Here is a 23,528-nt window from a genome sequence, read left to right on the forward strand (position 1 = left end):
CACTTGCATGGAATCCGGTCATGGACTTGTGCAGCGCACGCGCTTAAATCCGGTCCCTTACCGTTCACCCTTTACCGTCAAGAAGCCCATGTCACAGCAAGACTTCCCCCTTGATACGAAGCGCCACACGGCGGCCCATCTGATGGCCGCTGCCGTGAAGGAAATCTGGCCAGAGGCCCGGTTCGGTGTGGGGCCTGCGACCGCGACCGGCTTCTACTACGACATCAACCTGCCCAATACGCTCACCCCGGAAGATCTCGCCACGATCGAGAAGCGCATGAAAGAGATGCGCAAAGAGCGCATTGCCATGGTGCGCGAGGAGCTGCCGATTGACAGCGCCATCGAGTACATGCGCCGTGAGGGGCAGGACTTCAAAGTCGAGCTGCTGGAACTCTTGCGCGACAAGGGCTCGACGGCGATTGCCAAGGAAACGGGCGATGAGAGCGTGGCCGGTGATGGCCTGGACTTCGTCAGCTTCTACAAGCTCGGCAACTTCGTCGATCTGTGCCGGGGGCCGCACGTCGATCATTCCGGGCAGGTCGGCCATTTCAAGCTGCGTTCCATCGCCGGTGCCTATTGGCGCGGGGATGCGAAAAACCCGCAGCTGCAGCGCATCCACGCCCTGTGCTTTGACACCAAGGAAGAGCTGGACGCCGAGGTGCTGCGCCTTGAGGAGCAAGCCAAGCGCGATCACCGCAAGATCGGCAAGGAGCTGGGGCTTTTCACCATTGTGGAAGAGGTGGGTGCGGGCCTGCCGCTCTGGCTGCCGGCGGGTAATGTGATCCGCGACGAGCTGGAACATCTGGCCCGTCAGGAAGAGCGCGCAGCCGGGTATCAGCGCGTGTCCACGCCGCACATCACCAAGGGCGAGCTCTATCACAAATCCGGCCACCTGCCCTACTACGCGGATGACATGTACGCGCCGATCATGATCGACGAGCAGGAATACTATCTGCGGCCGATGAACTGCCCGCACCACCACATGATCTACGCCCACGACCAGTGGAGCTATCGCGACCTGCCGGTGCGCCTGTCCGAATACGGACAGGTCTACCGCTATGAGGCGTCGGGCGGGCTTTCCGGCCTGATGCGCGTGCGCGGTTTCTGCCAGAATGATGCGCACATCTATTGCCGCGAGGACCAGGCCAAGGACGAGTTCCTGGCCGTGATGCACATGCACGCGAAATACTATCGCATGTTCGGCATCGAGGATTTCTGGATGCGGCTTTCCCTGCCCGATTTCGACAATCTCGACAAATATGTCGACGATACCGACGGCTGGATGAAGGCGCTGGGTATACTGAAAGAAGCGATGGACGAGTCCGGCTATCCGTACAAGGAAGTCGATGGCGAGGCGGCCTTCTACGGCCCCAAAGTGGACTTCATGGCCAAATCCGTCGTCGGTACCGAATACGCCATCTCCACCAACCAGCTCGACTTCATGGCGACCAAGCGCTTCGATCTGGAATACACGTCAGAGGACGGCAACAAGAAGCCGGTCTATGTGATCCACCGCGCGCCGCTGGGCTCACACGAGCGCTTTGTTGCCTTCCTGATCGAGCATTATGCCGGCAAGTTCCCGGTCTGGCTCAGCCCCGTTCAGGCCATGGTGATCCCGATTGCCGACCGGCATGAGGAATATGCCAAACAGGTGCAGAAGCGCCTGTTCGATGCGGACACCAAATCGGTGCATTCGGGCATTCGCGCGGAGGCCGATCTGGCGGGCGAGCGCATGCAGAAGAAGATCCGCAACGCGCAGAACCGCAAGATTCCCTACATGCTGGTGGTGGGTGATGCGGAGGCGGAAGCCGGCACGGTGGCGCTGCGCCACCGCGATCATGGCGATCTGGGCACGGTGAGCGTGGAGGATGTGATCGCCCGCATCACCCAGGAGATCAACACGCGTGAGGATCAGCCTGGGTGAATGGCTGAACTCCCGGCCGAGCAGAGCGAGAGCCGGGACCTTGTGCAGAACTAGCGGATAGAGGCCCCGGATAGCGCTGCGCGCTTCCGGGGTTTCACGTTGTTGGGATGCTCACCTCACACCCGGAAAGCTCGTCACATACTCCACGCGAATGTCGGGGAAGCTGGTGACGAACTGCACGGTGAAGTCGGGGAAGCTCTCGACAAACTGCCAGCGTCCGCAGGCGTTCGGGAAGCTCGTCACCTGCTGCACGCGGATGTCTGGAAAGCTCGTTACAAGCTGAACCTTTATATCGGGAAAACTCGTGACCACCTGAACACGCCCCTGCAGGGGTATGCCATCAAAGCTGCAGTCCGGCCCGACGGCGGGGCTCGCTGCCAGAGCGGCCAGGATGAGGGGTGATGCAGCCAGCAGCATGGAAAAGGCCCTCCCTTGCGGGAGAGCCTTTCAGAGCGTGGATGAACGGGCGGTGAAGGAGATTAATGCATGCCCTTGACGATACTTTCGGTCATCTTCTTGGCATCGCCCAGCAGCATCAGCGTGTTGTCGCGGAAGAAGAGCGGGTTCTCGACGCCAGCGTAGCCGGAGCCTAGCGAGCGCTTGATGAACATCACCGTGCCCGCCTTCCACACCTGCAGCACAGGCATGCCATAGATCGGGCTGGAGGGGTCGTCCTCGGCGGCCGGGTTGGTCACGTCATTGGCGCCGATAACAAAGGCCACGTCGGCCTGCGAGAAGGCCGAGTTGATGTCTTCCAGCTCAAACACCTCATCATAGGGCACCTGGGCTTCGGCCAGCAGCACGTTCATGTGGCCGGGCATGCGGCCCGCTACCGGGTGGATGGCGTAGGACACGTCCACCCCTTCGGCCTTGAGCGCATCGCCCATTTCTTTCAGCGCATGCTGGGCCTGCGCCACCGCCATGCCATAGCCCGGCACGATGATGACCTTGCCGGCGTTCTTCAGGATGAAGGCGGCATCCTCGGCAGAGCCCTGCTTGACGATGCGCCCGCCAGTATCCTCGGCTGAGGATGCGACACTCTCGCCGCCAAACCCGCCCAGCAGGACCGAGATGAAGGAACGGTTCATCCCCTTGCACATGATGTAGGAGAGGATCGCGCCCGATGAACCTACAAGCGCGCCGGTGACCAGAAGCGCGGTGTTTTCCAGCGTGAAGCCGAGCGCGGCAGCAGCCCAGCCCGAATAGGAATTGAGCATGGAGACGACGACGGGCATGTCCGCCCCGCCAATCGGCACGATCAGCAATACGCCAAGCGCGAGCGCGAGAACGGCGATGATCCAGAACGCCATCTTGGCATCGCCGCCCGAAGCGACCAGGAAGGCGATGAAGACGGCCGAAGCAATGCCAAGGCCAAGGTTCAGCCAGTGCTGGCCTTTGAACACCAGAGGCGCGCCGGACATGATGCCCTGCAGCTTCAGGAAGGCGATGATGGAGCCGGAGAAGGTGATCGCGCCAATGGCCGTGCCGATGCCCAGCTCGATGAGGGAGAGCGCCTTGAGGCCGCCGGTTTCGTCAGCAATGCCGAACGCGGTGGGCGCATAGAGCGCGGCGGCGGCGACCAGCACCGCACACAGGCCGACCAGCGAGTGGAAGCCGGCAACCAGCTGGGGCATGGCCGTCATGGCGATACGGCGCGCGACGACCGCGCCAATCGTGCCGCCAATGGCTATCGCGCCAGCGATCACGATGAAGCCGGTAAAGCCGATATTGAGCATCAGGAGTGTGGTGGTGATGGCAATCGCCATGCCCGCCATGCCGAAATAATTGCCCCGGCGCGAGGTTTCCGGGCTCGACAGTCCGCGCAGCGCCAGAATGAAGAGAATGCCCGAGCCGAGATAGAACAGGGCGGCAAGATTGGGGGTCATGGGCTTATCTCCCGCAGGGCGGACTGAATTTCGGCGATGAGGCCGGGGAAATGGTTGCGGATCGTGTTGACGAGGATGACCGCGTCGACCGCGTGATAGGCATGGGCAATATGGTTGCGCATCCCGATAGCCTCGTTCCAGGCAATGGTTCTGAACTGTTCGCGATCCGCTTCGGGTACACGCCGGGCTGCCTCGCCGACGAGTTCGACAGCGTGGCGGACAGCGTAGAACTTTTCGGGGTTGGCCGAGACTGCTTCGGCGTCGGCATCACCCAGAAAGGTTTGCGCGTTTGTGGCAAACTCGAGCATGTCGAGAAGGTGGAGACGGGTTTTTGCATCCATCACGCCGCCACAAGTTCTGCTTCGGCAAAGGAACGCCAGTGGGGCGCGAGAGCGGAGCGCAAGATCACGTCCACCTTGCAGCCAAGGGCGTCACTGATTTCGCGCTGCAGTTTCTCAAGATCAAACAGGGATGGAGCCCCCGCCACGTCGGCCAGAAGGTCTACATCGCTGTTCTCGCCAGCGGTGCCGCGGCCAACAGAGCCGATCAGCCCCACGACCGAAATGCCAAAGCGCGCCGTCCAGTCCTGTCTGCGCTCGCGGACAAGGCGGAGAACTGTTTCGCGGTCGGGCAGGTGATGGGTCACTTCTTCTCTGCCTGCGCTGGTTTCTCTTTCTTCTTGTACATGGCCAGCATGCGCTGGGTGACGAGGAAGCCGCCGAAAATATTGATCGAGGCGAGCAGCACGGCGAGCAGGCCCGTGCCTTGTGCAAACCGGCTGTCCGGCCCGATGGCGGCGGCTCCGGCGGCCAGTAGCGCGCCGACAATAATCACCGAGGAGATGGCGTTGGTCACGCTCATCAGCGGCGTGTGCAGGGCCGGGGTGACCGACCACACCACGTAATAGCCCACGAAGATGGCGAGCACGAAAATCGCCAGCCGGTAGATGTTCGGATCAATGGCTTCCATACGTCTCACTCCGCCCCGTCAAGAGAGGCTCTGTCTGCTAGCCGAGGAATACCGCTGCGGCGGCAAAGGCGCTCAGCGTGACGATGGCCACACCGGCCATCACGATCTGGGTAATGCGGCGTTTCATGGACTATCCTCCGAGGGAAGGATGAACGATTGCGCCATCGCGCGTCAGCGTCATCCCCTTGATGATCTCGTCCTCCCATTGAGGCGAGAGTGCGCCATCCTCACCGCGCAGAAGCGGGGCGAGATTGACGAAATTCTTGGCCAGAAGCTGCGAGGCGTCGGCGGCCAGGCGCGCGGGCAAATTGGTGAAGCCCGCGATCTTCACCCCGCCATGCTCGACAATCTCGTCAGCCTTGGTCAGCTCGCAGTTTCCGCCCGTACCGGCGGCAATATCAATGATGACCGAGCCGGGCTTCATCGTCTCCACCATGGCTCTGGTGATGAGGCGCGGGGCGGGACGGCCGGGGATCAGCGCGGTTGTCACCACGATATCCTGCTTGGCGATATGGGCGGCGACCAGCTCGGCCTGTTTGGCCTTGTAGTCGGCGCTCATTTCCTTGGCATAGCCGCCAGCGGTTTCAGCCGCCTTGAATTCCTCGTCCTCGACCGCGATGAATTTTGCACCCAGCGAGGCGACCTGTTCCTTGGCGGCGGGGCGCACATCATTAGCCGAAACGATAGCGCCCAGACGCCGCGCCGTGGCGATGGCCTGCAGCCCGGCAACGCCTGCGCCCATGATGAAGGCTTTGGCAGCGGCAACAGTGCCCGCAGCGGTCATCATCATCGGGAAGGCGCGGCCATAGAGCGCAGCGGCCTCGATCACCGCGCGGTAGCCCGCCAGGTTGGATTGTGAGGAGAGGGCGTCCATGGACTGGGCGCGCGTGATGCGCGGCGTGTACTCCATCGCCAGCGCATTGATTCCCGCATCCGCGCAGGCCTTGGCAAAATCCTTGTCGCCATGCGGATCGAGCAGGCCGACCAGCACGGCGCCCTTTGGCAGCTTGGCAAGGGTTGCCGCATCGGGGCGGCGCACGGTGAGGAAAAGCTGGCCATCCTTGATGGCTGCGGCGCGTGTGACGCATTTCGCGCCAGCGGCCTCGAACGCGGCGTCGGTCACGCTGGCAGACAGCCCGGCGCTCTTCTCTACCGATACGCTGGCACCGGCCTTTACTAGCGCCTTCACCGAATCCGGCGTGGCGGCCACACGGGCTTCGCCGGGATAGGTTTCGGTGAGAACGGCTATGCGCATGGTGACATCCTGTCTGGCCCGGAAGGGAAGGTGTTCAGGATGTTACCATGCGCGAATCTCGCAGATGCGCAAAGACGAAATTTGGTTAGGGCGCGGCGCTAACCTGCAAATACCGCGATGGCCAGGCCGATAATGCCCGTCAGCACCGTCAGAACGCCTGTGGTCAGCCAGTACCACGGTCCCTGCTTCATGATGACACCGCCAATGACACCCACCGCCAGGGCAATGCCCAGCGAGGTGAACCAGCCCGTCCCGGTGGCGAAGGCGAAGGTGAGGAACACAATCGAATAGGTCAGTATCAGCGTGCAGGACACGCCAGCCTTCATCACGCCGACAAACATGCCGTGCTGCTCGGAAATATCCATCTCGCCGCGGGTGTAATCAGATGCCATGTCGGGACTCCGTCTGGTCGATTGAGGCTGTTTGAACGGCAAGTAGCATGGGTTTGTCCGGTGGCCAAGACCATGCTGAAGCGCGGTTACGCCCGCGGCGCCCAGCCTTCGCACAAAGCCTGCAGCACGCTCGCCACGGCCAGCGGCTGATCGAGGATGAGATGGTGTTTGGCGTCAGGCACGCTGATGAAGGGCGAGCGGGTGAACACGCCGCGCATATAGTCCCAGGTCTCTGCCTGCATCAGGCGCGATTGTGCGCCGCGCACGAAGGCCAGCGGGCATTTCAGGCTGGCGGCCGCCTTTTCAGGGTCGCGGCGTTCCCAGGTCAGCTTGGCCCAGAGATCCGGGTCGAACTTCCATGTCACCCCGCCTTCAGCCTCTTTCAGCGAGCCGCGCGCGATATGGTCCAGCAGCCAGAGATGCTCGCAGGGCTGGTCGGGCAGCAGGCGGAAGCGCGCCAGAGCAGTAGCCGTATCCTTGTAAACCCGTCCGCCGCGCCGGGGCGGTGAGCCCTCACGCTGCTCGGTCTGCGGGCGGATCGGGCTGTCGAGAATGATCCCGGCGCGCAGCCGGTCTCCCAGTGCAATCGCGGCCGTCAGGGTGACAAATCCGCCAAAGGAATGCCCGGCGAGTACGGGCTTGCCCGCCTCGAACGCGCCGCCGGCCTCGGCGGCGGCAAGCACGTCGGCTGCATGGTCATTCATGGAGTAGACGTCGCGCCAGCCGCTTGACCCCATGCCGGCCAGATCCGGCGCGACGACGCGGTAGCCTTCAGCCGCCAGAAACGGCCCGATAGCGTCCCACCAGCCTTTATGCGCCGTGCCGCCATGGACGAGGATCAGTCCAGGCGCGCCGCGCGTCCCCCACGCCTTCCAGCTTAGCGCAATGCCGAGGCGCTCGGCCTGCCCGGTTTCGCATGCAGTTTCCTGCGCGCGCAAAAACCATTTCGGGCCAGCCAGCTTTTCACCTTTTAGAGCGGCAAGCGGAGAGGGCGGGCGTTCGCTGTCAGCCATGACGCAAGGTCCATTCGCAAAACGGGGCGGGGTGTGCAGCACCCGGCAAAGGAAGGGAGACACTGGGTAGGCTGCAGGCAGGCCCGCGTCAATCAACGCGGTTCACCGCTCCGGCAACCTATTGCTAACCCTCTATTTACCCTAACCAATTCTCACCGGCCTCTACACGTGACCTTAACCGGAAGTGTCCCATAACGGTGCGCATCAGGGGCGGGTCCACCAAGAGCCTGGCCGTTCACGCAGAACACTGCGGGGCGGCCATCAAGGGCCGGGACACGCCTCACCATGGTGGGACAAAAGGGTGTGGGTGACATGGCCAAGACTATTCTGATCGTCGACGATGATCCGACGCAACGCCGGCTGATGCAGGCGGTTCTCGAAAAGCAGGGGCATCACCCCGAAATGGCCGAGAGCGGGGAGGCTGGGCTGGAGCGTATCCGGCGCGGCGGTATTGATGTCGTGCTGCTCGACATGGTCATGCCGGGCATGGATGGTCAGGAAACGCTTGAAGCCATCAAGGCGCGTGAGCCGGACCTGCCGGTCATCGTCCTCACCGCCCATGGCGGTATCGAGACTGTGGTGAAAGCCATGCGCGCCGGCGCGGTGGACTTCTTCGTCAAGCCCGCCAGCCCGGAACGCATCGCGGTCTCCATCCGCAATGCCTTCAAGGTAAAGGATCTGACCGGTGAGGTGACGCGCCTGAAGCGCACCCAGTCCGGCCAGCTGGGCTTCAAGGACATGATCGCGTCTGCCCCTGCCATGCGTCAGGTGGTGCGGCTGGGCGAGCGGGCGGCGAAATCGAATATCCCCATCCTTGTCACCGGCGAAAGCGGTGTCGGCAAGGAGCTGGTGGCCCGTTCCATCATGGCCGCGTCCGACCGGGCGGGCCGTCCCTTCGTAGCCGTGAACTGCGGCGCGATCCCGGAAAACCTGGTGGAATCAACCCTGTTTGGTCACGAAAAGGGTGCCTTTACCGGCGCGGTGGCCAAGCATATGGGCAAGTTCCAGGAGGCTGATGGCGGCACGCTCTTCCTTGACGAGATCGGCGAGCTGCCGCTGGACATGCAGGTGAAGCTCCTGCGCGCCCTGCAGGAAGGCGAAGTTGATCCCGTCGGCGGCAAGAAGCCGGTCAAGGTCGATGTGCGCATCATCTCGGCGACGAACCGCGATCTGGCCGAACAGGTCAAATGCGGCGCGTTCCGCGAAGACCTGTTCTATCGTCTGAACGTCTTCCCCATCGAGGTGCCGAGCCTTTCCGAGCGCGCGGACGACATCCCGGCGCTGGTGCGCCACTTCATCGCCCGCTTCAACGCGCAGGAGGGCAAGACTGTGCTGGACGCCACATCGGAGACCATGGACATGCTCGCCCGGCATCACTGGAAGGGCAATGTGCGCCAGCTGGAAAATGCGGTCTTTCGCGCGGTCGTGCTGTGCGATGGCGATTACCTGACGCCGGAGGATTTCCCGCAGATTTCCGGCCTCAACCCGACTTTGCGTCAGGCAGAGCCTGAGCGTCCGGCCCCGGTTGCTGAAACGGCGGCGCCGGCTGAGCCGGTGGAGGAGGCCGGGAGCGAGACCAACGGTCATGCTTCGGCCTTCCCGGTGGACATCACCGATGCAGGCGGACATTTGCGCCCCCTGGAATCCATCGAGCGTGATCTGATTGCCTTCGCCATCGAGACCTATTCAGGCCGCATGGCGGAAGTGGCGCGCAGGCTCGGCCTTGGCCGCTCCACGCTCTACCGCAAGGTGCGCGAATACGATCTCGAAGTGGACAATTTCCGCGAGGCGGGGTGAGGGTAAGGCCCTCGTCCTTCGAGACGCTCGCTTCGCTCGCCCTCAGGATGAGGGCCTTGCGAAACCTTCCTCCCTCATCCTGAGGGGCTTCGTCAGAAGCCGTCTCGAAGGACGAGGGAGGCCGGGACTGGCCAATAATCGATCAGCCTTGTAGCGTCCGGTCAGTTTCAACTGACCGGACGTTTTCTCATGCGCGCTGTCCTCATCGCCCTTCTGCCGCTTGCCCTTATTGCCTGCGAGAACGGTGAGGCCCCGCCCGCACCAGCCCCTCAGGGCGAACGCCTGACAATCGAGCGGCTATATGGATCACCAGACCTGAACGGTCCCACCGCGCGCTCGGTGCGCTTCTCGCCTGATGGCAGCCGGATCAGCTTCTTGCGTGCCAAGGAAGATGACCGCACGGTTCAGGATCTCTGGGCGATGGATGTGGAGACGGGCCGCTCTTACGTGCTCGTCGATGCCCGACAGCTGGCCCCAGAAGAGCGCGAGCTGACCGAGGCCGAAATCCAGTATCGCGAACGCGCGCGCATCACCGCCACCGGGGTGGTCAGCTATGACTGGGATCAGGCAGGCGAGGCGGTGCTGGTGCCGCTCGATGGTGATGTGTTCTACGTCAATGTGGAAACCGGCGAAGCGCGCCGCCTGACCGAGACCGAAGAGTTCGAGACCGATGCCAAGGTCAGCCCGCGCGGCGGCTATGTCTCCTTCATCCGCGAGCAGAATCTCTGGGTGCATGATCTGGCCACCGGCGAGGAGCGCGCCCTGACTAGTGAAGGCGGCGGCGCGATCAGCTGGGGCATGGCCGAGTTCGTCGCCCAGGAAGAAATGAGCCGCTATACCGGATACTGGTGGTCGCCCGATGACAGCCGCATTGCGGTCGCGCGCGTCGACGAGAACCCGGTGATGGTCGTGGAGCGTTTCGGCATTTCGGCTGAAGGCGTCTCTGTCTCCGAGCAGCGCTATCCGCGCGCCGGTACACCCAACGCCCTTGTCACCCTGCATGTGATCGATCTGGCCTCTGGCGAGGTGGTCGACATGGATATGGGGGCTGAGACCGATATCTACCTCAATCGTGTCGACTGGAGCCGGTCTGGCGGGACGCTGTGGGTGCAGCGCCAGAACCGCGCGCAGACGCAGTGGGATTTGCTGGCGCTGAACCCGACGACCGGAGCTGAAGATGCCACACGGCGCATCACCGAAACGGCTGATACCTGGATCAATCTGACCCACGATCTGCGTGTCACGAGCGGCGGCGGGCTGCTCTACCTTTCCGAACAATCGGGCTTTCGCCATATCCGGCGTGTTCACGCCGATGGCACGGCGCAAAACATCACCTCAGGCGAATGGGTGGTGGACGGCATTGCGGGTGTGAATGAGGACACAGGGACGGTCTGGTTTACCGGCTGGATGGAAAGCCCGCTGGAGCGTCATCTCTATGCGGTGAGCCTGGAGGGCGGTGAACCGGAGCGCATCACGCAGGGCCAGGGCCGCTGGGCCGCGGCGGTCGGCACTGGCGGGTCAGGCTTTATCGGCACGCATTCCAGCGTGGAAACCCCTCCCAACACCGCGCTTTATTCCATCGATGGGGAACGTATCGCCTGGGTGGAGGAAAACCGGCTGGATGACGCCCACCCCTATGCGCCCTTCCTGCCCTCTCACGTGACGCCGGAATACGGCACACTCACTGCGGCAGACGGCGAGACCGAGCTTTACTGGCAGATGTACCGCCCGGATCATTGCACGGCGGCTCATCCCTGCCCGGCCATCGTGCAGGTTTATGGCGGACCGCTGGTGCAGACCGTGCACGCGGGCTGGCAGCCGCTTCGCGACCAGATCCTCGTCCAGTCCGGCTATGTGCTCTTCAAGGTCGATAACCGGGGCACGTGGAACCGCGGCCATGCCTTTGAGGCTGCGCTGCACCGGCGCATGGGCATTCTGGAGGTCGAGGACCAGCTGGCCGGTCTCGACTGGCTGCAGGCGCGCGATTTTGTCGATGGCAACCGGGTCGGCCTGTGGGGCTGGTCCTATGGCGGCTACATGACGCTGATGACCGCGCTGCAGGCGCCGGGCCGGTTTGCTGCGGGGATTGCGGGCGCGCCGGTTACCGACTGGGCGCTCTACGATACCCATTATACCGAGCGCTACATGTCCACCCCGCAGGACAATGCCGACGGGTATGAGGCCGGATCAGCCTTTGCCCATCTTGATGGCTATGAGACGCCGCTTCTGATCATTCACGGCATGGCCGACGATAATGTGACCTTTGATCATTCCACGCGTCTCTTTGCGGAGCTGCAGGAGCGCGGGGAGCTGTTCGAGATGATGACCTATCCGGGGGAACGCCACGGTATCCGCCCGCCGCCCCTGCAGACACATTTGCTGCGCACTCAGATGGCGTTCTTTGACCGCCATTTACGCGAGTAGGCGCGACGCCGCCTCACAAGGGTTTGATATTCAAAAGAGCAACCATGCTCTAGCGTTCCCGGAAAATGCTGGGGAGGCAAACATGCTCAAATCCATTCTGTTCGTACGTGGCGGGCCGCAGCAGGGCGCGCCGGCCGATATTGGTCTGCTGGCGCTGCGGCTGCTGACTGGCAGTTTTCTGATGTGGGAGACGCAGGACAATATCCTATCGGCCGAGCGCATGGCCGAGTTTGTGGGTTTTGTCGGTCATCACGGCTTCATCCTGCCGGAAATCATGGCCCCGCTTTCGGTCTATGCCCAGTTCATCTGCGGGGCGCTGATCCTTGCCGGTGCGCTCACGCGGGCGGCCAGCCTCGTAATGGTGTTCAACTTCGTAGTGGCGCTGGCCATGGTCCATTGGGGCGGTGATTTCCGCAACTGGTGGCCGGCGCTGGTGCTGGTCTTCATCCCGCTGCATTTCGCGCTGGCAGGGCCGGGGCGCTGGTCTGTGGATCACTGGCTGGCGCGCCGGGAGACGAAGGCGCAAGCCTGATCGCGCGCGCCATCTGGCGTGGCATTTTGCGCACATGGCGCGATGGCAATCGCGGTTAACCGGCGGTTTTGTCCTTAACATTGCCTGATTTTTCGCGGTAACCTTCTGTTAACGGGCTGCCCTGTGGGCGGCAGAGGGACCGTGATGATAGGGCCGGTGCGGCAATAGACGCGCCGGTGAGGGGAAGTCGGGCCGATGACGTCTGAAGTGATGATTATGAACCGGCAGGCCGTGGCACTGGCCGCTGACAGCGCCGTCACCTATGGCGGCGGCCCTGATCCGGTCGTGACCCTGGAGGCGGAGAAAATCCTGCCACTGAGTGGCTCGGTCGCCCTGATGGTCTATTCACGCGGCGATGTGCTCGGCCGGTCCTGGTCGCAGATCGCCCATGCCTTCCGCCAGCAGCATGGCAGCGCCGAGTTTGAAAGCGTGGCCGAATGCGCGACGGCCTTCTTCGCCTTCGTGGATGGCAATCGCAAGCTTTTCCCCGAGCGCGAGGAACGCGAGGAGTTCGAGGCGCTGATGCGCGCCGCCTTCATCACCCTGATGAACCATGCCCGCGCCATGGCCAGCTATCCCGGCGCCGGGTATGAGGATGATGCAGCCGCCTTCGAGGCCGCGCTGGAGCTTTATCGCAGCCATCTTGCCCACGATGAGAGCGGGCGTCCGCGCGCCGATCTGGATGTGTTCGGGCATCTCACGCGCGAGCGCTTCTACGAGCTTTATGGCGCGATGCTGGACCAGCTGATCGCCGATGCGCTGGGCGCGTTCGGGCAGGAAGAGGCGATGCGCGCGCGCCTGTTCGACTTTGCCTACATGATCGTCACCAAGCCGGCCTTTCTGGAGCCCTATGCGGGCCTGGTGTTCGCCGGGCTGGGGACAGCGGACATTTTCCCGGTCTATGTCCATCACTATGCCTCCATTCTGGTCGACGGGGTGATGAAGCGCGCCCATGACGAGACGACGGCGGTGGGCGTGGATGACGGGCCGAACGCCTTTGTGCGCACGTTTGCACAGGCCGATATGACCCATGCCTTCCTGCGCGGCATCCACCCGCTCATGTTCGACATGATGATCTCGATGAACCTCATCACCAATGAGGCTGCCGCCGATGCGGCCCTGCGCGAGGCGGGGCTGGACGCGGCCGCTGCCGGCGAGGTGATGGAGCGGATAGGCAAGGGCACGCTGCCCGCCCTGACAGGCCATTTCATCAAGGCGGCCCATGCGGTCAGCCAGGAAGAGTTTATCAACCCGTTCATCCAGGTCGTCTCGGCTTCCGGCAAGCGCCAGATCGCCGAAACCTCCAAGGCGCTGGTGGAGCTCAACATCCTCAAAGGCAGCCTGCACCAGACCCAGACCGGGGTCGGCGGGGATGTCGATGTGGTGATGATCTCGCAAACAGGTGGCGTTGAATGGTATGCTCGCAAAGCCTGATGGCTTGGCGGGCAAGGAGCTTGATCGATGAGCAGTGACATGAACGACACCCCGTCCCGGCTTGATCTGGACCGCGCCCGTGCCGCGCTGGCAAAGGCTCGCGAGGAAAGCGCGATTGCGGTGCGCGCACCGCGCCCGGCCGATCTGTCGCGCCTGCGCGAAGAGGATGAACGCCGCCACCGTATCGCTACGCGTGCCGGGTCGTTCCGCATGGAACTCCGCAGCCAGCTGGGTCTTGCCGATACGCAAGGGCCGTATTCGCCCTTGCCGCTGAACATCTCGGGCGTGATCGGCCATGCGCTGTGCGACGCCGATATCTGCACGCCAGAACCGCCTCAGACCGGCGCGGCGGACAGGCCGAAGGCGCAGCCCGCTCCGGCGATTGCCGGGGAGCGCGTTGATGCGGGCTTTGCGGGCGAGGCGCAGGCCGTGTCGCCCGTTGCGCCGGACGCGGATGCTGACTGGGCAGATGGCACACCCGAACCGCTAGCGCCGCGCAAGCGCAAGAAGTTCCTGGGGCTGTTTTAGGCGGTCAGCAATACCTTGCAGATCGCTTCAAGCCCGTCTCTGTCCTCCGGGCCGAAGGCATCGAGGCTTTCAGAATCCACATCCAGCACCGCGGCCAGTGATCCATCGGGGCGAAACACCGGCACGACAATCTCCGAGTTTGACCGGCTGTCGCAGGCGATATGGCCGGGGAAGGCGTGCACGTCCGCCACCAGCTGCGTCTCGCCACTGGCCGCTGCCGCGCCGCACACACCCTTGCCGAACGGAATGCGCAAACATCCCAGCGTGCCCTGATAGGGGCCGACGACCAGCTCTTCCGGCTTTAGCGGGTCCACCACATAAAACCCCGTCCAGAAGAAGCGCGGCGCGAAATTCTGCGCGAGTACACAGGCCGCCGTGGCAAAGCGCGCCGTCTCGCTGGTCTCGTCCGCCACTATGGCCGCGATCTCTTCGCGCACACGGGCATAGGCTTGCTCCAGCGTTTCGCCGGCAGGTGCGGTGGACAGAGCTTCGGCCATGGGCATTCCTTGTTAGCTGGCAGTGCTGTCTCATCTAGGCACAGATATACCGCGCCGCCAGCCCGGCATCAGCCCCTTGCGTGAAATCTGCCTTCACCGTACATCGGATGGGCGTGGCGTGAGCCCTCGCGGGTGTAGCTCAATGGTAGAGCAGAAGCTTCCCAAGCTTAAGACGAGGGTTCGATTCCCTTCACCCGCTCCAGCACTCCTCTTGTACGACCCGGAGACATAGGTAACGGATTGTACCTAAGACATGGGTGACACCCGCGTGCCGAACGGGTTGTCGATAGTCTGCAGGGTTTTCTGTTCCAGGTCGATATATCCCAGATCGTAGGTCATGAAGCTGACGAGCCAGATGCCGTCGTCGACTTCCTTGATTCCGAGTTTCTGGCCGGCGAGCACGGTTGAGATGTTGATCTTCTTGCGGTGCATGCAGATGCGCCCGCATGCGGTGACCAGAATGTCCTTGTCGTGGAGGGGGTAGTCGATCTCCTGCAGTCCCTGCCATGGCCTTGAGGCGGGCGTGTAGAGTTCGCCCGGCGTCTTCATGGCGATGGCTTCGTGCGGGCGTTCTGTATTGAACTCGCTGACGAATGCGTCGAACCGGGCCTGCTGCTGAAGGGCGTTCATGCCCGGCGGGCGGGCAGTTTCCTGCTTCAGGGTCCGGTGCATGCGCTCGTGGCGGCCGTTCTGCTGGGGATGGCCGGGCCTGATGCGCTCGATGGCGATGCCGAGCCTGAGCCAGAGCACGGACAGCCGCGACAGGTTGTAGAGCCCGTTGGGGCTGGCGAAGGGCAGGCCGTTATCGCTTCTGATGGCGGCTGGCAGGCCGCGCTCCCTGAACACGCTCACGAAGGTCTCGATGACGGGCCGCTCCTTGGTACTCTCAAGGGCTTCGCAAACCAGGATCATGCGCGAGGCCTGGTCGGTGACGGTCAGGGGGTAACAATAGCGCCCGTCGCCCAGCTTGAACTCACCCTTGAAGTCGGCGCACCACAGATCGTTGGGCTCAAAGGCCTGCGACAGCGCCGTGCCCACGGCCTTGTTGGCCGTGCGCCGCTTGCGCGACCGGCTGACCAGGCCGTGCCGGTCAAGCACCGCATGGACGGTGCTCCTGGCCGGGATGCGCACATCACCGGCCAGCTTGCGCACCAGCAACTCGCGGATCTTCCTGGCGCCCCAGTGAGGCTTCTCGCGCTTGGCTTCCACGATCAGCCGCTCGATCTGGTCAGGCAGCTGGTTGGCGTAGCGCACCGGGCGGCGCGAGCGGTCGCACAGCGCCTCCAGACCCTCTTGCCTGTAGCGGCCCCATATCTTGTAGCCGGTCTTGCGCGAGATGCCGAACTGGCGGCAGACCTCGCTCATGCTCTCGCCATCCAGAAGACGGCCGACAAACCGAACACGCTCATCCATTACCGAACACTCCTTCCACGGCATCTCCACCTCCAGCCCAAAGCCAAAAGTGTGACCCATGTGTCCGGTACGTTCCGTCACCTATCTCTCAGGTCGCTCATCCTGCCAGGCGAACACTCGATTTTGTTTCGACGGGCGCTGACGCGCGCTTGGGGTTCGGGGGCAGGCAGTTCTCCAGCACCGGTGATCCGGCAGTGGGCAGGTTTCGTAAGACTCCGTGATGCCACCCCTTTGGTATCGCGAGGCTGACGGATTTTCTCCCGGACACGCTGCCTCGTTTCGACAACCGAAACGGAGACAACATCCATGCGCCTTACTGCAATCATTTCCTCGACTGCTGCTGCCGCCGCGCTTCTTGCCGCGCCTGTGCTCGCCGACCATCACCGTGGCCCGGCTGACATTGTTGATACGGCCGTTGCCGCTGACGATTTCAACACGCTGGTCGCTGCCGTTCAGGCCGCTGACCTTGTTGATGCGCTCAAAGGCGAAGGCCCGTTCACCGTGTTCGCGCCGACCGATGCCGCCTTTGCCGCTCTGCCCGAAGGCACGGTCGACACCCTGCTGATGCCGGAAAACCAGGCCCAGCTGCAGGCCGTGCTGACCTATCACGTCGTGCCGGGCAGCTATATGTCCGACAGCGTTGATCCAGGCACGTATGATCTGGAGACCCTGCAAGGCACGGCTGTCAACGTCGTCGTCGGTGAAGACGGCTCGGTCACGGTTGATGGCGCCAATGTCATCACCGCCGACATCGAAGCCTCCAACGGCGTGATCCACGTGATCGACGCCGTCATCCTGCCGAACTGATCCCCTCCATAGATTCGGCATGTCAAAGGACCCGCCACGCTCCCCGGTGGCGGGTCCTTTTTTGCCCCTAATCCCCCGCTTCCTCGCTGGCCTTGCCGCTGGCTTCGATCACTTTCAGCTCGGTGTTTTCCGGCGCGTCGGAGGCTTTGAGCACGCCCTTGCGCCGTGAGGCGCGCGGCAGGGAGACGGTCTGCACCTGGCCTTCCATGTATTCGATGATGATGCCGGCGACGTCCTTCTGGCTGGTGCGCTCAATGCCCTCAAGACCCGGTGAGGAATTCACTTCCAGAATTTTCGGCCCGGTACTGGAGCGCAGGAGATCCACGCCCGCGACCGAAAGGCCCATCGCCTTGGCGGCGCGCACGGCGGCGGAGCGCTCTTCAGGCGTGATCTTCACCCCTTCGGCCGTGCCACCGCGATGCAGGTTGGAGCGGAACTCGTCGGCCTGGGCCTGACGTTTCATGGCGGCGACCACCTTGCCGCCGACGACAAAGCAGCGAATGTCGGCTCCGCCGGCTTCCTTGACGAATTCCTGCACGATGAAATTGGCTTCCAGCCCCCGGAAAGCGTCGATTACGCTCTCGGCGGCCTTTTTCGTGTCGGCCAGCACCACGCCGCGCCCTTGCGTGCTCTCCAGCAATTTGACCACAAGCGGCGCACCGCCGACCAGCTCGATCAGGGTCTTGGTGTCTTTCGGCGAGTGGGCAAAGGCGGTGGAGGGCATGCCGATGCCCGCGCGCGCCAGCAGCTGGTGGGCGTAGAGCTTGTCGCGGCTGGCCCCGATGGCAGCAGCCGGATTGAGGATATAGGCACCTGTCATGGCGAACTGGCGGATCACCGCCATGCCGTAATTGGTCATCGAGGCGCCGATGCGCGGGATCACCGCGTCAAAGCGCGGCAGGCGGCGGCCATCGTAATAGATCGCGGGCGAGAGCGTGTTGATGCCCATGGAGCAGCGCGCCGTGTTGACCATCTCGGCGACATGGCCGCGCTCCTCTGCCGCTTTTTTCAGGCGTTTGGAGGAATAGTTCGTCGGCTCACGCGTCAGGATGGCGATGCGAAGCGGGCGCTTGACCGGCTTCTGGCGCGGATAGTCGGAATAGACCTTGTAGCCGATCTTGCCCTGCACATAAGAATCCGCCGGGTTCACCACGATGCCGTCGCGGATCGCCGTGCGGCCCAGCAGCATGCGGTAATTCATGCTTTCCCGGTTGGTCAGGGTCAGTTCGATCGGCCATTGCCGGTCACCCACCTGAACCATCGCCTCGATCACCCAGCGCAGCTCGGACTCGCCATTGGAGGAGGTAACCTCGCGCCGGTCCACGGCCGGGGCGGCGCAGGTGATCTCCACATCGGGCTGGCTGGGAATGGGGTGAATGACGAAACGGACCTGGGGCGCGTCGTCAGGGCCAAACGGCTCCACAGACACGGCATGCAGCGCAGAGGTGCGCGCGCCGGTATCCACCTTGGCCTTGATCGCCGGAATGCCCAGCTCCGGGAAGGACGCCCATTCTTCCCAACCCAGTACGAATGGTTGATCCATCAAATCCTCAAAAGCCTCTGGCGTCCTGATCCTGATCGCGGGCGTGCCTTTAGCGCGCAATTCATCTGGCGTCCATCGGGCCTTCTTGCGGGGGCAAAGTCAATTTCTTCCCGCCCGGAAAGATATATCTGCAACGCGAAAGCCTCGACCTTGAGCGCGCGGAGGTCCATGTGTGCAGGCAACGCTTTAGAGCACAGGAGATATGGTCATGGCCGGAATTTACCGCCCGCTTGTGAAACTGACGCGCGGCATGCCTGCTTCCGACGGGGCAGGGGTGAAGATGACGCGGCTTCTGGGTACGCCCGAATTGCGCGTGCTGGACCCGTTCCTGATGCTCGACAAATTCCATTCCGACAATCCGGACGATTATCTGGCAGGCTTTCCCGAGCACCCTCACCGGGGCTTTGAAACCGTGACCTACATGGTCGCGGGCCGCATGCGCCACAAGGACAATAAGGGCCATGAAGGCGTGATCGAGCCGGGCGGGGTGCAGTGGATGACGGCCGCTGGCGGCATCATCCATTCGGAAATGCCAGAGCAGGAAGACGGGCTGATGAGCGGCTTCCAGCTGTGGATCAACCTGCCTGCCGCCGAGAAGATGAAGCCCGCCGCCTATCAGGAGTATAGCGCCGCCGAGGTGCCTGAGGACAAGCGCGAGGGCGTGACTGCCCGCATCGTCGCCGGGCGCACCTCCACCGGCGTTGAAGGCCCGGTGCGGAACATCACCACCGAGCCTTTCTACGCTGAGCTGGTCATGGAGCCGGGCGCTGTGTTCGAGGAGCCGATACTGGCGGACAAGACCACCATATTGGCCATCCATACCGGATCGGTCAGCGTGTCGGGCATCGCATTGCCAGAAGCGCATCTGGGCGTGTTCGGCCCCGGTGACACGGTGCGTATCGAGGCGGGCTCCGAAGGCGCGCGTGCCATCCTGGCCGCCGCCTACCCGATTGGCGAGCCGATCGCGTGGGGCGGGCCGTTCGTGATGAACACGGAAGGCGAGGTGCGTCAGGCCATGCTGGACTACCAGATGGGACGGTTCTGACCTTCGTGCGTTAACAGACTGAAAGCAGAAGAAAAAGGAGACCGGATATGGGCCGGCTCGTGGACGGCGTCTGGAAAGACGAATGGTATGACACCAAAAGCTCTGGCGGAAAGTTCAAGCGCCAGGACAGCGTGTTTCGCAACTGGGTGACGGCGGACGGCTCTGCCGGACCCAGTGGAGAGGCAGGTTTCAGGGCCGAGGCCGGGCGCTATCATCTCTATGTGTCGCTGGCCTGCCCGTGGGCGCACCGCACGCTGATCTTCCGCCATCTCAAAGGGCTGACCGGCAAGATTTCGCTGTCGGTCGTGCACTGGCGCATGAAGGAGCACGGCTGGACGTTTGAGGATGGGCCGGGCGTGATCCCCGATCCGCTGCATGGTGCGCGCTACATGTATCAGGTCTACACAGCAGCGAAGACGGATTATTCGGGCCGCGTGACGGTGCCGGTGCTGTGGGACAAGCAGAAAAACACCATCGTCTCCAATGAAAGCGCGGACATTATCCGCATGTTCAATTCCGCGTTCGATGGCGTCGGCGCTGCGCCGGGCGATTACTATCCTGAGCATCTGCGCGGCGAGATCGATGCCCTCAATGCGCGCATCTACGACACCGTCAATAATGGCGTCTACAAGTCCGGCTTTGCCACCTCGGCCGAGGCATATGAGGAGGCGGTCACCACCCTGTTTGAGAGCCTGGACTGGCTGGAAAGCCTTCTGTCCGATGGCCGCGAATATCTGTGCCGGGACACGCTGACCGAGGCCGACTGGCGGTTATACACCACTCTGGTGCGCTTTGATCCGGTCTATCACGGCCATTTCAAATGCAATCTCAAACGCCTGATCGACTATCCGCATATCGCGGCCTATGCGCGCCGCCTTCATGGCCTGCCGGGGATTGCCGATATCTTCAATCTCGATCACGCCAAACGCCATTATTACGAGAGCCATGACACCATCAACCCGACCGGCATTGTGCCGCTGGGCCCGGAGGTGCATGTAGCCGGCGGGCGTTCCTAGGGCATTCCTCCAACACCTCCATCCCCACCCGGTTCCGGAGTGAGGTTGAGGCAACGGATGGCGCGGGCGGCCATGGGATGGCCAATCGCGAACGTTCAAACGGGCCCTCTCAAGGCCGCCCGCACGCAGGTGTTTCTTCAGCCGGGGCGGATACCTTACGCTGCTCCATAGCCGTAGCCTCCGTGACGTCAGCAAGCCCTCCCAAGGGTCAGCCGGTCCAGCTGGACCTGTATAGCCGTCCACAAGGGTGAGACAGACCGTGCCCGCTACGGTTTTCCGCTCTGCCGGCCGCCTGAACCTGAGGATGAACCCCGCGTCGATGCCCGGCATTGGCCAGACATCAGGGCGCACCCCGTCTCAAGTCACCGCTTCATCTCCCGGCCGGGACGCATTCCGGACCGCCGTCTTGCCGGAGATGAACGCTGGCTATTATGCGGCAAGTTCACAGGAGGGGGATAAGTGGGGATCTGTCCTCCGCCTCTTCGTCACCCCCGTGACGACGGGGGTCCAGAGATCGAAGGGCAAAGACAGTTGCCAATCAGCTCTGGATGCCCACCTGCGCGGGCATGACGAGGGGTTGGACGTCTCAGATGCGTTTCACCGGCGTAAGCCGGTGCCCAGTCTTTTCTGGCCCCCGGCTCGGAAACCCGGGACCCGGTATGGTTGGCTATGGGAAAACCTTGCCAGTTCGACGCCGCACTATACGCCGGTATCCGAAAAAGGCTCATCGCCAGTGAAACGCGCAGAAGGCGGGGAGCTTGCGGAGTGCGTGAACGAAAGCACTCTGATTTATCTTGTGGAATCGCGAGAACTCAGCTTAGCGTTAACCATCGTGCCTTTAAGGGGCTCGATAAATAAAAAAGAACAGACGGGAGGAGACTTATGTCTATTGCGAAAATTGTCTGGGCCGTCAGCATTCTGGCGGCGATTGTTCTGGCCTTTGTGACCTTCGAATATGGCGGTGCCATACTGGCGGTTCTGGGCCTTGCAAGCGGGTTTTTTGTCTCTGCAGACCACAGGCGCGGCGTGCTGATCGCCGCGATTTTCCTTCTGGTCGGTGCCAGTGCGCTCGAAGCGATACCGGTTGTCGGCGAGTATCTGACTGCGATCCTAGGCAGCTATGCCAACGTGCTGGCAGCCGCCTCGGTGATGGTGATTGTCATGGTCACTGTCGAGCGCCTCATGCCGGCCAAATCCGGCGGCTGACCGCTCCATCCGTTCAGACAGCATAGCCCCGTCCGGATTTTCCCGGGCGGGGTTTTTGCGGGCCAGTGCAGGGCGTCTGTCGCGCGTCCCGTTCAGCGCCTCCATTGCCAGCGCGCGCGTCCTTGCGCTATAGCGCGGCTCAATCCGTTTTCCCCTGTCAGGCCCGAGGAGTCCGGCGCATGTCGTCCTATCAATACGTTTATCACATGGACAAGCTGGCCAAGACCTATCCCGGCGGCAAGCAGGTCTTCTCCGGCATTTCGCTGCACTTCCTGCCCGACGCCAAGATCGGTGTTGTCGGCGTCAATGGCGCGGGTAAATCGACGCTCTTGAAGATCATGGCCGGTATGGACAATGACTTCACCGGCGAGGCATGGGCCGAAAAGGGCGTGCGCGTCGGCTATCTGCCGCAGGAGCCGAAGCTCGATGAGGCCAAGACCGTCTGGGAAAACGTCATAGAAGGCTCTGAAGACAAGAAAATATACGACGCATACAACGCTATCGCCATGCAGCTGGCCGAGGATTATTCCGACGAGCTGATGGAGCAGATGACCGCCCTGCAGGAGCAGGTCGATGCGCGCGATGCGTGGGACATCGATTCCAAGATCGAGATGGCGATGGAGGCACTGCGCTGCCCGCCGGGCGATGCTTCGGTAACGAACCTTTCCGGCGGTGAGCGCCGCCGCGTGGCCATCTGCCAGCTGCTTCTCTCCAAGCCGCACATGCTGCTGCTCGACGAACCGACCAACCATCTGGACGCCGAGAGCGTTGCCTGGCTCCAGCATCACCTTGAAAACTATGATGGTGCGGTGCTGATCGTCACCCACGATCGCTATTTCCTCGATTCCATCACGACATGGACGCTGGAGCTCGATCGCGGTCAGGGCATCCCCTACAAGGGCGGGTATTCAGACTGGCTGGAGCAGAAGACCAAGCGGCTGGAACAGGAATCGCGCGAGGAAGGCGCCAAGCAGCGCGCGCTCGCCCGCGAACTGGAGTGGATACGCTCCAGCCCGAAAGCGCGTCAGGCCAAATCCAAGGCGCGTATCAAGTCCTATGAGGAAATGCGCGACGCGGCCGACCGGGAGAAAATCTCCACCGCCACCATCCGCATTCCGCCGGGGCCGCGCCTGGGCGGCAATGTGGTCGAGTTTGACAATGTATCCAAAGGGTTTGGCGACAAGCTGCTAATCAAGGATCTGACCTTCAAGCTGCCGCCGGGCGGCGTGGTCGGTGTGATCGGCCCCAATGGTGCGGGCAAGACCACGCTGTTCAAGATGATCGTCGGCGAGGAGCAGCCCGATAACGGCTCGGTGAAAATCGGCGAGACGGTGAAGCTGGGCTATGTGAACCAGTCGCGTGATGCTTTGGATGCGAAGAAAACGGTCTGGGAAGAAATCTCCAACGGCCATGACATGATCTCGCTGGGCGGGCATGAAGTGCCGAGCCGTGCCTATGTCGGCGCGTTCAACTTCAAGGGCGGCGACCAGCAGAAGAAAGTCGGCCTGCTGTCGGGCGGTGAGCGCAACCGGGTGCATCTGGCCAAGATGCTCAAAGAGGGCGGCAATCTCTTGCTGCTCGACGAACCGACCAATGATCTCGACGTGGAAACCCTCTCCGCGCTCGAAGCGGCGCTGGAAGATTTCCCCGGCTGCGCCGTGGTCATCTCGCACGACCGCTTCTTCCTGGACCGGATCGCCACCCACATTCTCGCCTTTGAGGGCGACAGCCATGTGGAGTGGTTCGAGGGTTCTTTCTCGGACTATCTCGAAGACAAGAAGCGCCGCCTCGGCACCGATGCTCTGGTGCCTACGCGTGTGAAGTTCCAGAAGTTCGAAAGGTAGGGC

The 23,528-nt window shown here is 62.7% G+C and carries 22 protein-coding genes and 1 tRNA gene; 12 read left to right on the forward strand and 11 right to left on the reverse strand.

Going from position 1 to position 23,528, the window contains the following annotated elements; translation table 11 throughout:
- The first annotated feature begins 88 nt into the window (after positions 1-88).
- Complete coding sequence (gene thrS, locus AB6B38_RS00080; RefSeq protein ID WP_371393569.1) at positions 89-1,924, forward strand: threonine--tRNA ligase; 1,836 nt, start codon at positions 89-91, stop codon at positions 1,922-1,924.
- Between the two features lie 111 nt (positions 1,925-2,035).
- On the opposite strand, the gene AB6B38_RS00085 is transcribed toward thrS, so the two are convergent.
- The 8 genes from AB6B38_RS00085 to AB6B38_RS00120 all read right to left on the reverse strand — a co-directional run bounded on the left by AB6B38_RS00085 (position 2,036) and on the right by AB6B38_RS00120 (position 7,439).
- Positions 2,036-2,341 carry a hypothetical protein gene (locus tag AB6B38_RS00085; protein WP_371393570.1) on the reverse strand — a complete coding sequence of 102 codons (306 nt, stop codon included), beginning with the start codon at positions 2,339-2,341 and terminating at the stop codon, positions 2,036-2,038.
- A 62-nt stretch (positions 2,342-2,403) separates the two neighbouring features.
- Entirely contained in the window at positions 2,404-3,810 is a 1,407-nt protein-coding gene (locus tag AB6B38_RS00090) for an NAD(P)(+) transhydrogenase (Re/Si-specific) subunit beta (protein WP_371393571.1), read from the reverse strand.
- Positions 3,807-4,151: a DUF86 domain-containing protein gene (locus AB6B38_RS00095; protein ID WP_371393572.1), complete on the reverse strand. Its 345-nt coding sequence runs from the start codon at positions 4,149-4,151 to the stop codon at positions 3,807-3,809. Before AB6B38_RS00095 ends, AB6B38_RS00090 begins: the two co-directional genes overlap by 4 nt.
- Positions 4,151-4,456 carry a nucleotidyltransferase family protein gene (locus AB6B38_RS00100; protein WP_371393574.1) on the reverse strand — a complete coding sequence of 102 codons (306 nt, stop codon included), beginning with the start codon at positions 4,454-4,456 and terminating at the stop codon, positions 4,151-4,153. The genes AB6B38_RS00095 and AB6B38_RS00100 overlap by 1 nt, the downstream gene beginning before the upstream one ends.
- Positions 4,453-4,779, reverse strand: a complete 327-nt coding sequence (locus tag AB6B38_RS00105; RefSeq protein ID WP_371393576.1) for an NAD(P) transhydrogenase subunit alpha — start codon at positions 4,777-4,779, stop codon at positions 4,453-4,455. Before AB6B38_RS00105 ends, AB6B38_RS00100 begins: the two co-directional genes overlap by 4 nt.
- A gap of 130 nt (positions 4,780-4,909) precedes the next feature.
- Positions 4,910-6,034 carry a Re/Si-specific NAD(P)(+) transhydrogenase subunit alpha gene (locus tag AB6B38_RS00110; RefSeq protein ID WP_371393578.1) on the reverse strand — a complete coding sequence of 375 codons (1,125 nt, stop codon included), beginning with the start codon at positions 6,032-6,034 and terminating at the stop codon, positions 4,910-4,912.
- 98 nt (positions 6,035-6,132) lie between these two features.
- A complete protein-coding gene (locus AB6B38_RS00115) occupies positions 6,133-6,426 on the reverse strand; it encodes an aa3-type cytochrome c oxidase subunit IV (protein WP_371393580.1) in 294 nt (97 codons plus the stop codon).
- Positions 6,427-6,512: 86 nt separating this feature from the next.
- Complete coding sequence (locus AB6B38_RS00120; protein ID WP_371393581.1) at positions 6,513-7,439, reverse strand: alpha/beta fold hydrolase; 927 nt, start codon at positions 7,437-7,439, stop codon at positions 6,513-6,515.
- Between the two features lie 312 nt (positions 7,440-7,751).
- Here AB6B38_RS00120 and AB6B38_RS00125 point away from each other — a divergent pair, with 312 nt between their 5' ends.
- The 5 genes from AB6B38_RS00125 (at position 7,752) to AB6B38_RS00145 (ending at position 14,154) form a co-directional block, all read left to right on the forward strand.
- Positions 7,752-9,236: a sigma-54-dependent transcriptional regulator gene (locus tag AB6B38_RS00125; protein ID WP_371395110.1), complete on the forward strand. Its 1,485-nt coding sequence runs from the start codon at positions 7,752-7,754 to the stop codon at positions 9,234-9,236.
- A gap of 189 nt (positions 9,237-9,425) precedes the next feature.
- Positions 9,426-11,660 (forward strand): DPP IV N-terminal domain-containing protein, encoded by a 2,235-nt coding sequence (locus AB6B38_RS00130; RefSeq protein WP_371393583.1) that lies wholly within the window; start codon positions 9,426-9,428, stop codon positions 11,658-11,660.
- A gap of 82 nt (positions 11,661-11,742) precedes the next feature.
- On the forward strand, positions 11,743-12,192 hold the full coding sequence (locus AB6B38_RS00135; RefSeq protein WP_371393584.1) for a DoxX family protein: 450 nt from the start codon (positions 11,743-11,745) through the stop codon (positions 12,190-12,192).
- Positions 12,193-12,387: 195 nt separating this feature from the next.
- Positions 12,388-13,626 carry a hypothetical protein gene (locus tag AB6B38_RS00140; RefSeq protein WP_371393586.1) on the forward strand — a complete coding sequence of 413 codons (1,239 nt, stop codon included), beginning with the start codon at positions 12,388-12,390 and terminating at the stop codon, positions 13,624-13,626.
- 27 nt (positions 13,627-13,653) lie between these two features.
- Positions 13,654-14,154, forward strand: a complete 501-nt coding sequence (locus tag AB6B38_RS00145) for a hypothetical protein (protein ID WP_371393588.1) — start codon at positions 13,654-13,656, stop codon at positions 14,152-14,154.
- On the opposite strand, the gene AB6B38_RS00150 is transcribed toward AB6B38_RS00145, so the two are convergent.
- Positions 14,151-14,651, reverse strand: coding sequence for a GAF domain-containing protein (locus tag AB6B38_RS00150; RefSeq protein WP_371393589.1), 501 nt, complete (start codon positions 14,649-14,651; stop codon positions 14,151-14,153). The genes AB6B38_RS00145 and AB6B38_RS00150 overlap by 4 nt on opposite strands.
- A gap of 128 nt (positions 14,652-14,779) precedes the next feature.
- Between AB6B38_RS00150 and AB6B38_RS00155 the strand changes: the two genes are divergently transcribed.
- Positions 14,780-14,853 (forward strand) — tRNA-Gly (locus AB6B38_RS00155).
- A 44-nt stretch (positions 14,854-14,897) separates the two neighbouring features.
- Here AB6B38_RS00155 and AB6B38_RS00160 read toward each other — a convergent pair.
- On the reverse strand, positions 14,898-16,088 hold the full coding sequence (locus AB6B38_RS00160) for an IS481 family transposase (RefSeq protein WP_371395064.1): 1,191 nt from the start codon (positions 16,086-16,088) through the stop codon (positions 14,898-14,900).
- 282 nt (positions 16,089-16,370) lie between these two features.
- On the opposite strand from AB6B38_RS00160, the gene AB6B38_RS00165 reads away from it, so the two are divergent.
- Positions 16,371-16,871, forward strand: coding sequence for a fasciclin domain-containing protein (locus AB6B38_RS00165; protein WP_371393591.1), 501 nt, complete (start codon positions 16,371-16,373; stop codon positions 16,869-16,871).
- Between the two features lie 67 nt (positions 16,872-16,938).
- Here the strand turns inward: AB6B38_RS00165 and rimK are convergent, their stop codons facing one another.
- The gene (rimK, locus tag AB6B38_RS00170; RefSeq protein WP_371393593.1) at positions 16,939-18,414 is read right to left on the reverse strand and encodes a 30S ribosomal protein S6--L-glutamate ligase; all 1,476 of its coding nucleotides are present in this window, start codon (positions 18,412-18,414) and stop codon (positions 16,939-16,941) included.
- A gap of 208 nt (positions 18,415-18,622) precedes the next feature.
- On the opposite strand from rimK, the gene AB6B38_RS00175 reads away from it, so the two are divergent.
- The 4 genes from AB6B38_RS00175 (at position 18,623) to ettA (ending at position 23,525) form a co-directional block, all read left to right on the forward strand.
- Complete coding sequence (locus tag AB6B38_RS00175; protein WP_371393595.1) at positions 18,623-19,459, forward strand: pirin family protein; 837 nt, start codon at positions 18,623-18,625, stop codon at positions 19,457-19,459.
- A gap of 47 nt (positions 19,460-19,506) precedes the next feature.
- On the forward strand, positions 19,507-20,475 hold the full coding sequence (locus tag AB6B38_RS00180; protein WP_371393596.1) for a glutathione S-transferase family protein: 969 nt from the start codon (positions 19,507-19,509) through the stop codon (positions 20,473-20,475).
- Between the two features lie 882 nt (positions 20,476-21,357).
- Positions 21,358-21,681 carry a hypothetical protein gene (locus tag AB6B38_RS00185; protein WP_188451862.1) on the forward strand — a complete coding sequence of 108 codons (324 nt, stop codon included), beginning with the start codon at positions 21,358-21,360 and terminating at the stop codon, positions 21,679-21,681.
- Between the two features lie 179 nt (positions 21,682-21,860).
- A complete protein-coding gene (gene ettA, locus AB6B38_RS00190) occupies positions 21,861-23,525 on the forward strand; it encodes an energy-dependent translational throttle protein EttA (RefSeq protein WP_371393598.1) in 1,665 nt (554 codons plus the stop codon).
- The last annotated feature ends 3 nt before the right edge of the window (positions 23,526-23,528 follow it).

Source organism: Glycocaulis abyssi (assembly GCF_041429775.1).
Classification (GTDB): Bacteria; Pseudomonadota; Alphaproteobacteria; order Caulobacterales; family Maricaulaceae; genus Glycocaulis; species Glycocaulis abyssi.

What these genes read in the sequence shown, in the direction of transcription:
- thrS (WP_371393569.1), top strand. Translation starts at nt 89, where the DNA reads ATGTCACAGCAAGACTTCCCCCTTGATACGAAGCGCCACACGGCGGCC.
- AB6B38_RS00085 (WP_371393570.1), bottom strand. Translation starts at nt 2,341, where the DNA reads ATGCTGCTGGCTGCATCACCCCTCATCCTGGCCGCTCTGGCAGCGAGC.
- AB6B38_RS00090 (WP_371393571.1), bottom strand. Translation starts at nt 3,810, where the DNA reads ATGACCCCCAATCTTGCCGCCCTGTTCTATCTCGGCTCGGGCATTCTC.
- AB6B38_RS00095 (WP_371393572.1), bottom strand. Translation starts at nt 4,151, where the DNA reads ATGGATGCAAAAACCCGTCTCCACCTTCTCGACATGCTCGAGTTTGCC.
- AB6B38_RS00105 (WP_371393576.1), bottom strand. Translation starts at nt 4,779, where the DNA reads ATGGAAGCCATTGATCCGAACATCTACCGGCTGGCGATTTTCGTGCTC.
- AB6B38_RS00110 (WP_371393578.1), bottom strand. Translation starts at nt 6,034, where the DNA reads ATGCGCATAGCCGTTCTCACCGAAACCTATCCCGGCGAAGCCCGTGTG.
- AB6B38_RS00115 (WP_371393580.1), bottom strand. Translation starts at nt 6,426, where the DNA reads ATGGCATCTGATTACACCCGCGGCGAGATGGATATTTCCGAGCAGCAC.
- AB6B38_RS00120 (WP_371393581.1), bottom strand. Translation starts at nt 7,439, where the DNA reads ATGGCTGACAGCGAACGCCCGCCCTCTCCGCTTGCCGCTCTAAAAGGT.
- AB6B38_RS00125 (WP_371395110.1), top strand. Translation starts at nt 7,752, where the DNA reads ATGGCCAAGACTATTCTGATCGTCGACGATGATCCGACGCAACGCCGG.
- AB6B38_RS00130 (WP_371393583.1), top strand. Translation starts at nt 9,426, where the DNA reads ATGCGCGCTGTCCTCATCGCCCTTCTGCCGCTTGCCCTTATTGCCTGC.
- AB6B38_RS00135 (WP_371393584.1), top strand. Translation starts at nt 11,743, where the DNA reads ATGCTCAAATCCATTCTGTTCGTACGTGGCGGGCCGCAGCAGGGCGCG.
- AB6B38_RS00140 (WP_371393586.1), top strand. Translation starts at nt 12,388, where the DNA reads ATGACGTCTGAAGTGATGATTATGAACCGGCAGGCCGTGGCACTGGCC.
- AB6B38_RS00145 (WP_371393588.1), top strand. Translation starts at nt 13,654, where the DNA reads ATGAGCAGTGACATGAACGACACCCCGTCCCGGCTTGATCTGGACCGC.
- AB6B38_RS00150 (WP_371393589.1), bottom strand. Translation starts at nt 14,651, where the DNA reads ATGGCCGAAGCTCTGTCCACCGCACCTGCCGGCGAAACGCTGGAGCAA.
- AB6B38_RS00160 (WP_371395064.1), bottom strand. Translation starts at nt 16,088, where the DNA reads ATGCCGTGGAAGGAGTGTTCGGTAATGGATGAGCGTGTTCGGTTTGTC.
- AB6B38_RS00165 (WP_371393591.1), top strand. Translation starts at nt 16,371, where the DNA reads ATGCGCCTTACTGCAATCATTTCCTCGACTGCTGCTGCCGCCGCGCTT.
- rimK (WP_371393593.1), bottom strand. Translation starts at nt 18,414, where the DNA reads ATGGATCAACCATTCGTACTGGGTTGGGAAGAATGGGCGTCCTTCCCG.
- AB6B38_RS00175 (WP_371393595.1), top strand. Translation starts at nt 18,623, where the DNA reads ATGGCCGGAATTTACCGCCCGCTTGTGAAACTGACGCGCGGCATGCCT.
- AB6B38_RS00180 (WP_371393596.1), top strand. Translation starts at nt 19,507, where the DNA reads ATGGGCCGGCTCGTGGACGGCGTCTGGAAAGACGAATGGTATGACACC.
- AB6B38_RS00185 (WP_188451862.1), top strand. Translation starts at nt 21,358, where the DNA reads ATGTCTATTGCGAAAATTGTCTGGGCCGTCAGCATTCTGGCGGCGATT.
- ettA (WP_371393598.1), top strand. Translation starts at nt 21,861, where the DNA reads ATGTCGTCCTATCAATACGTTTATCACATGGACAAGCTGGCCAAGACC.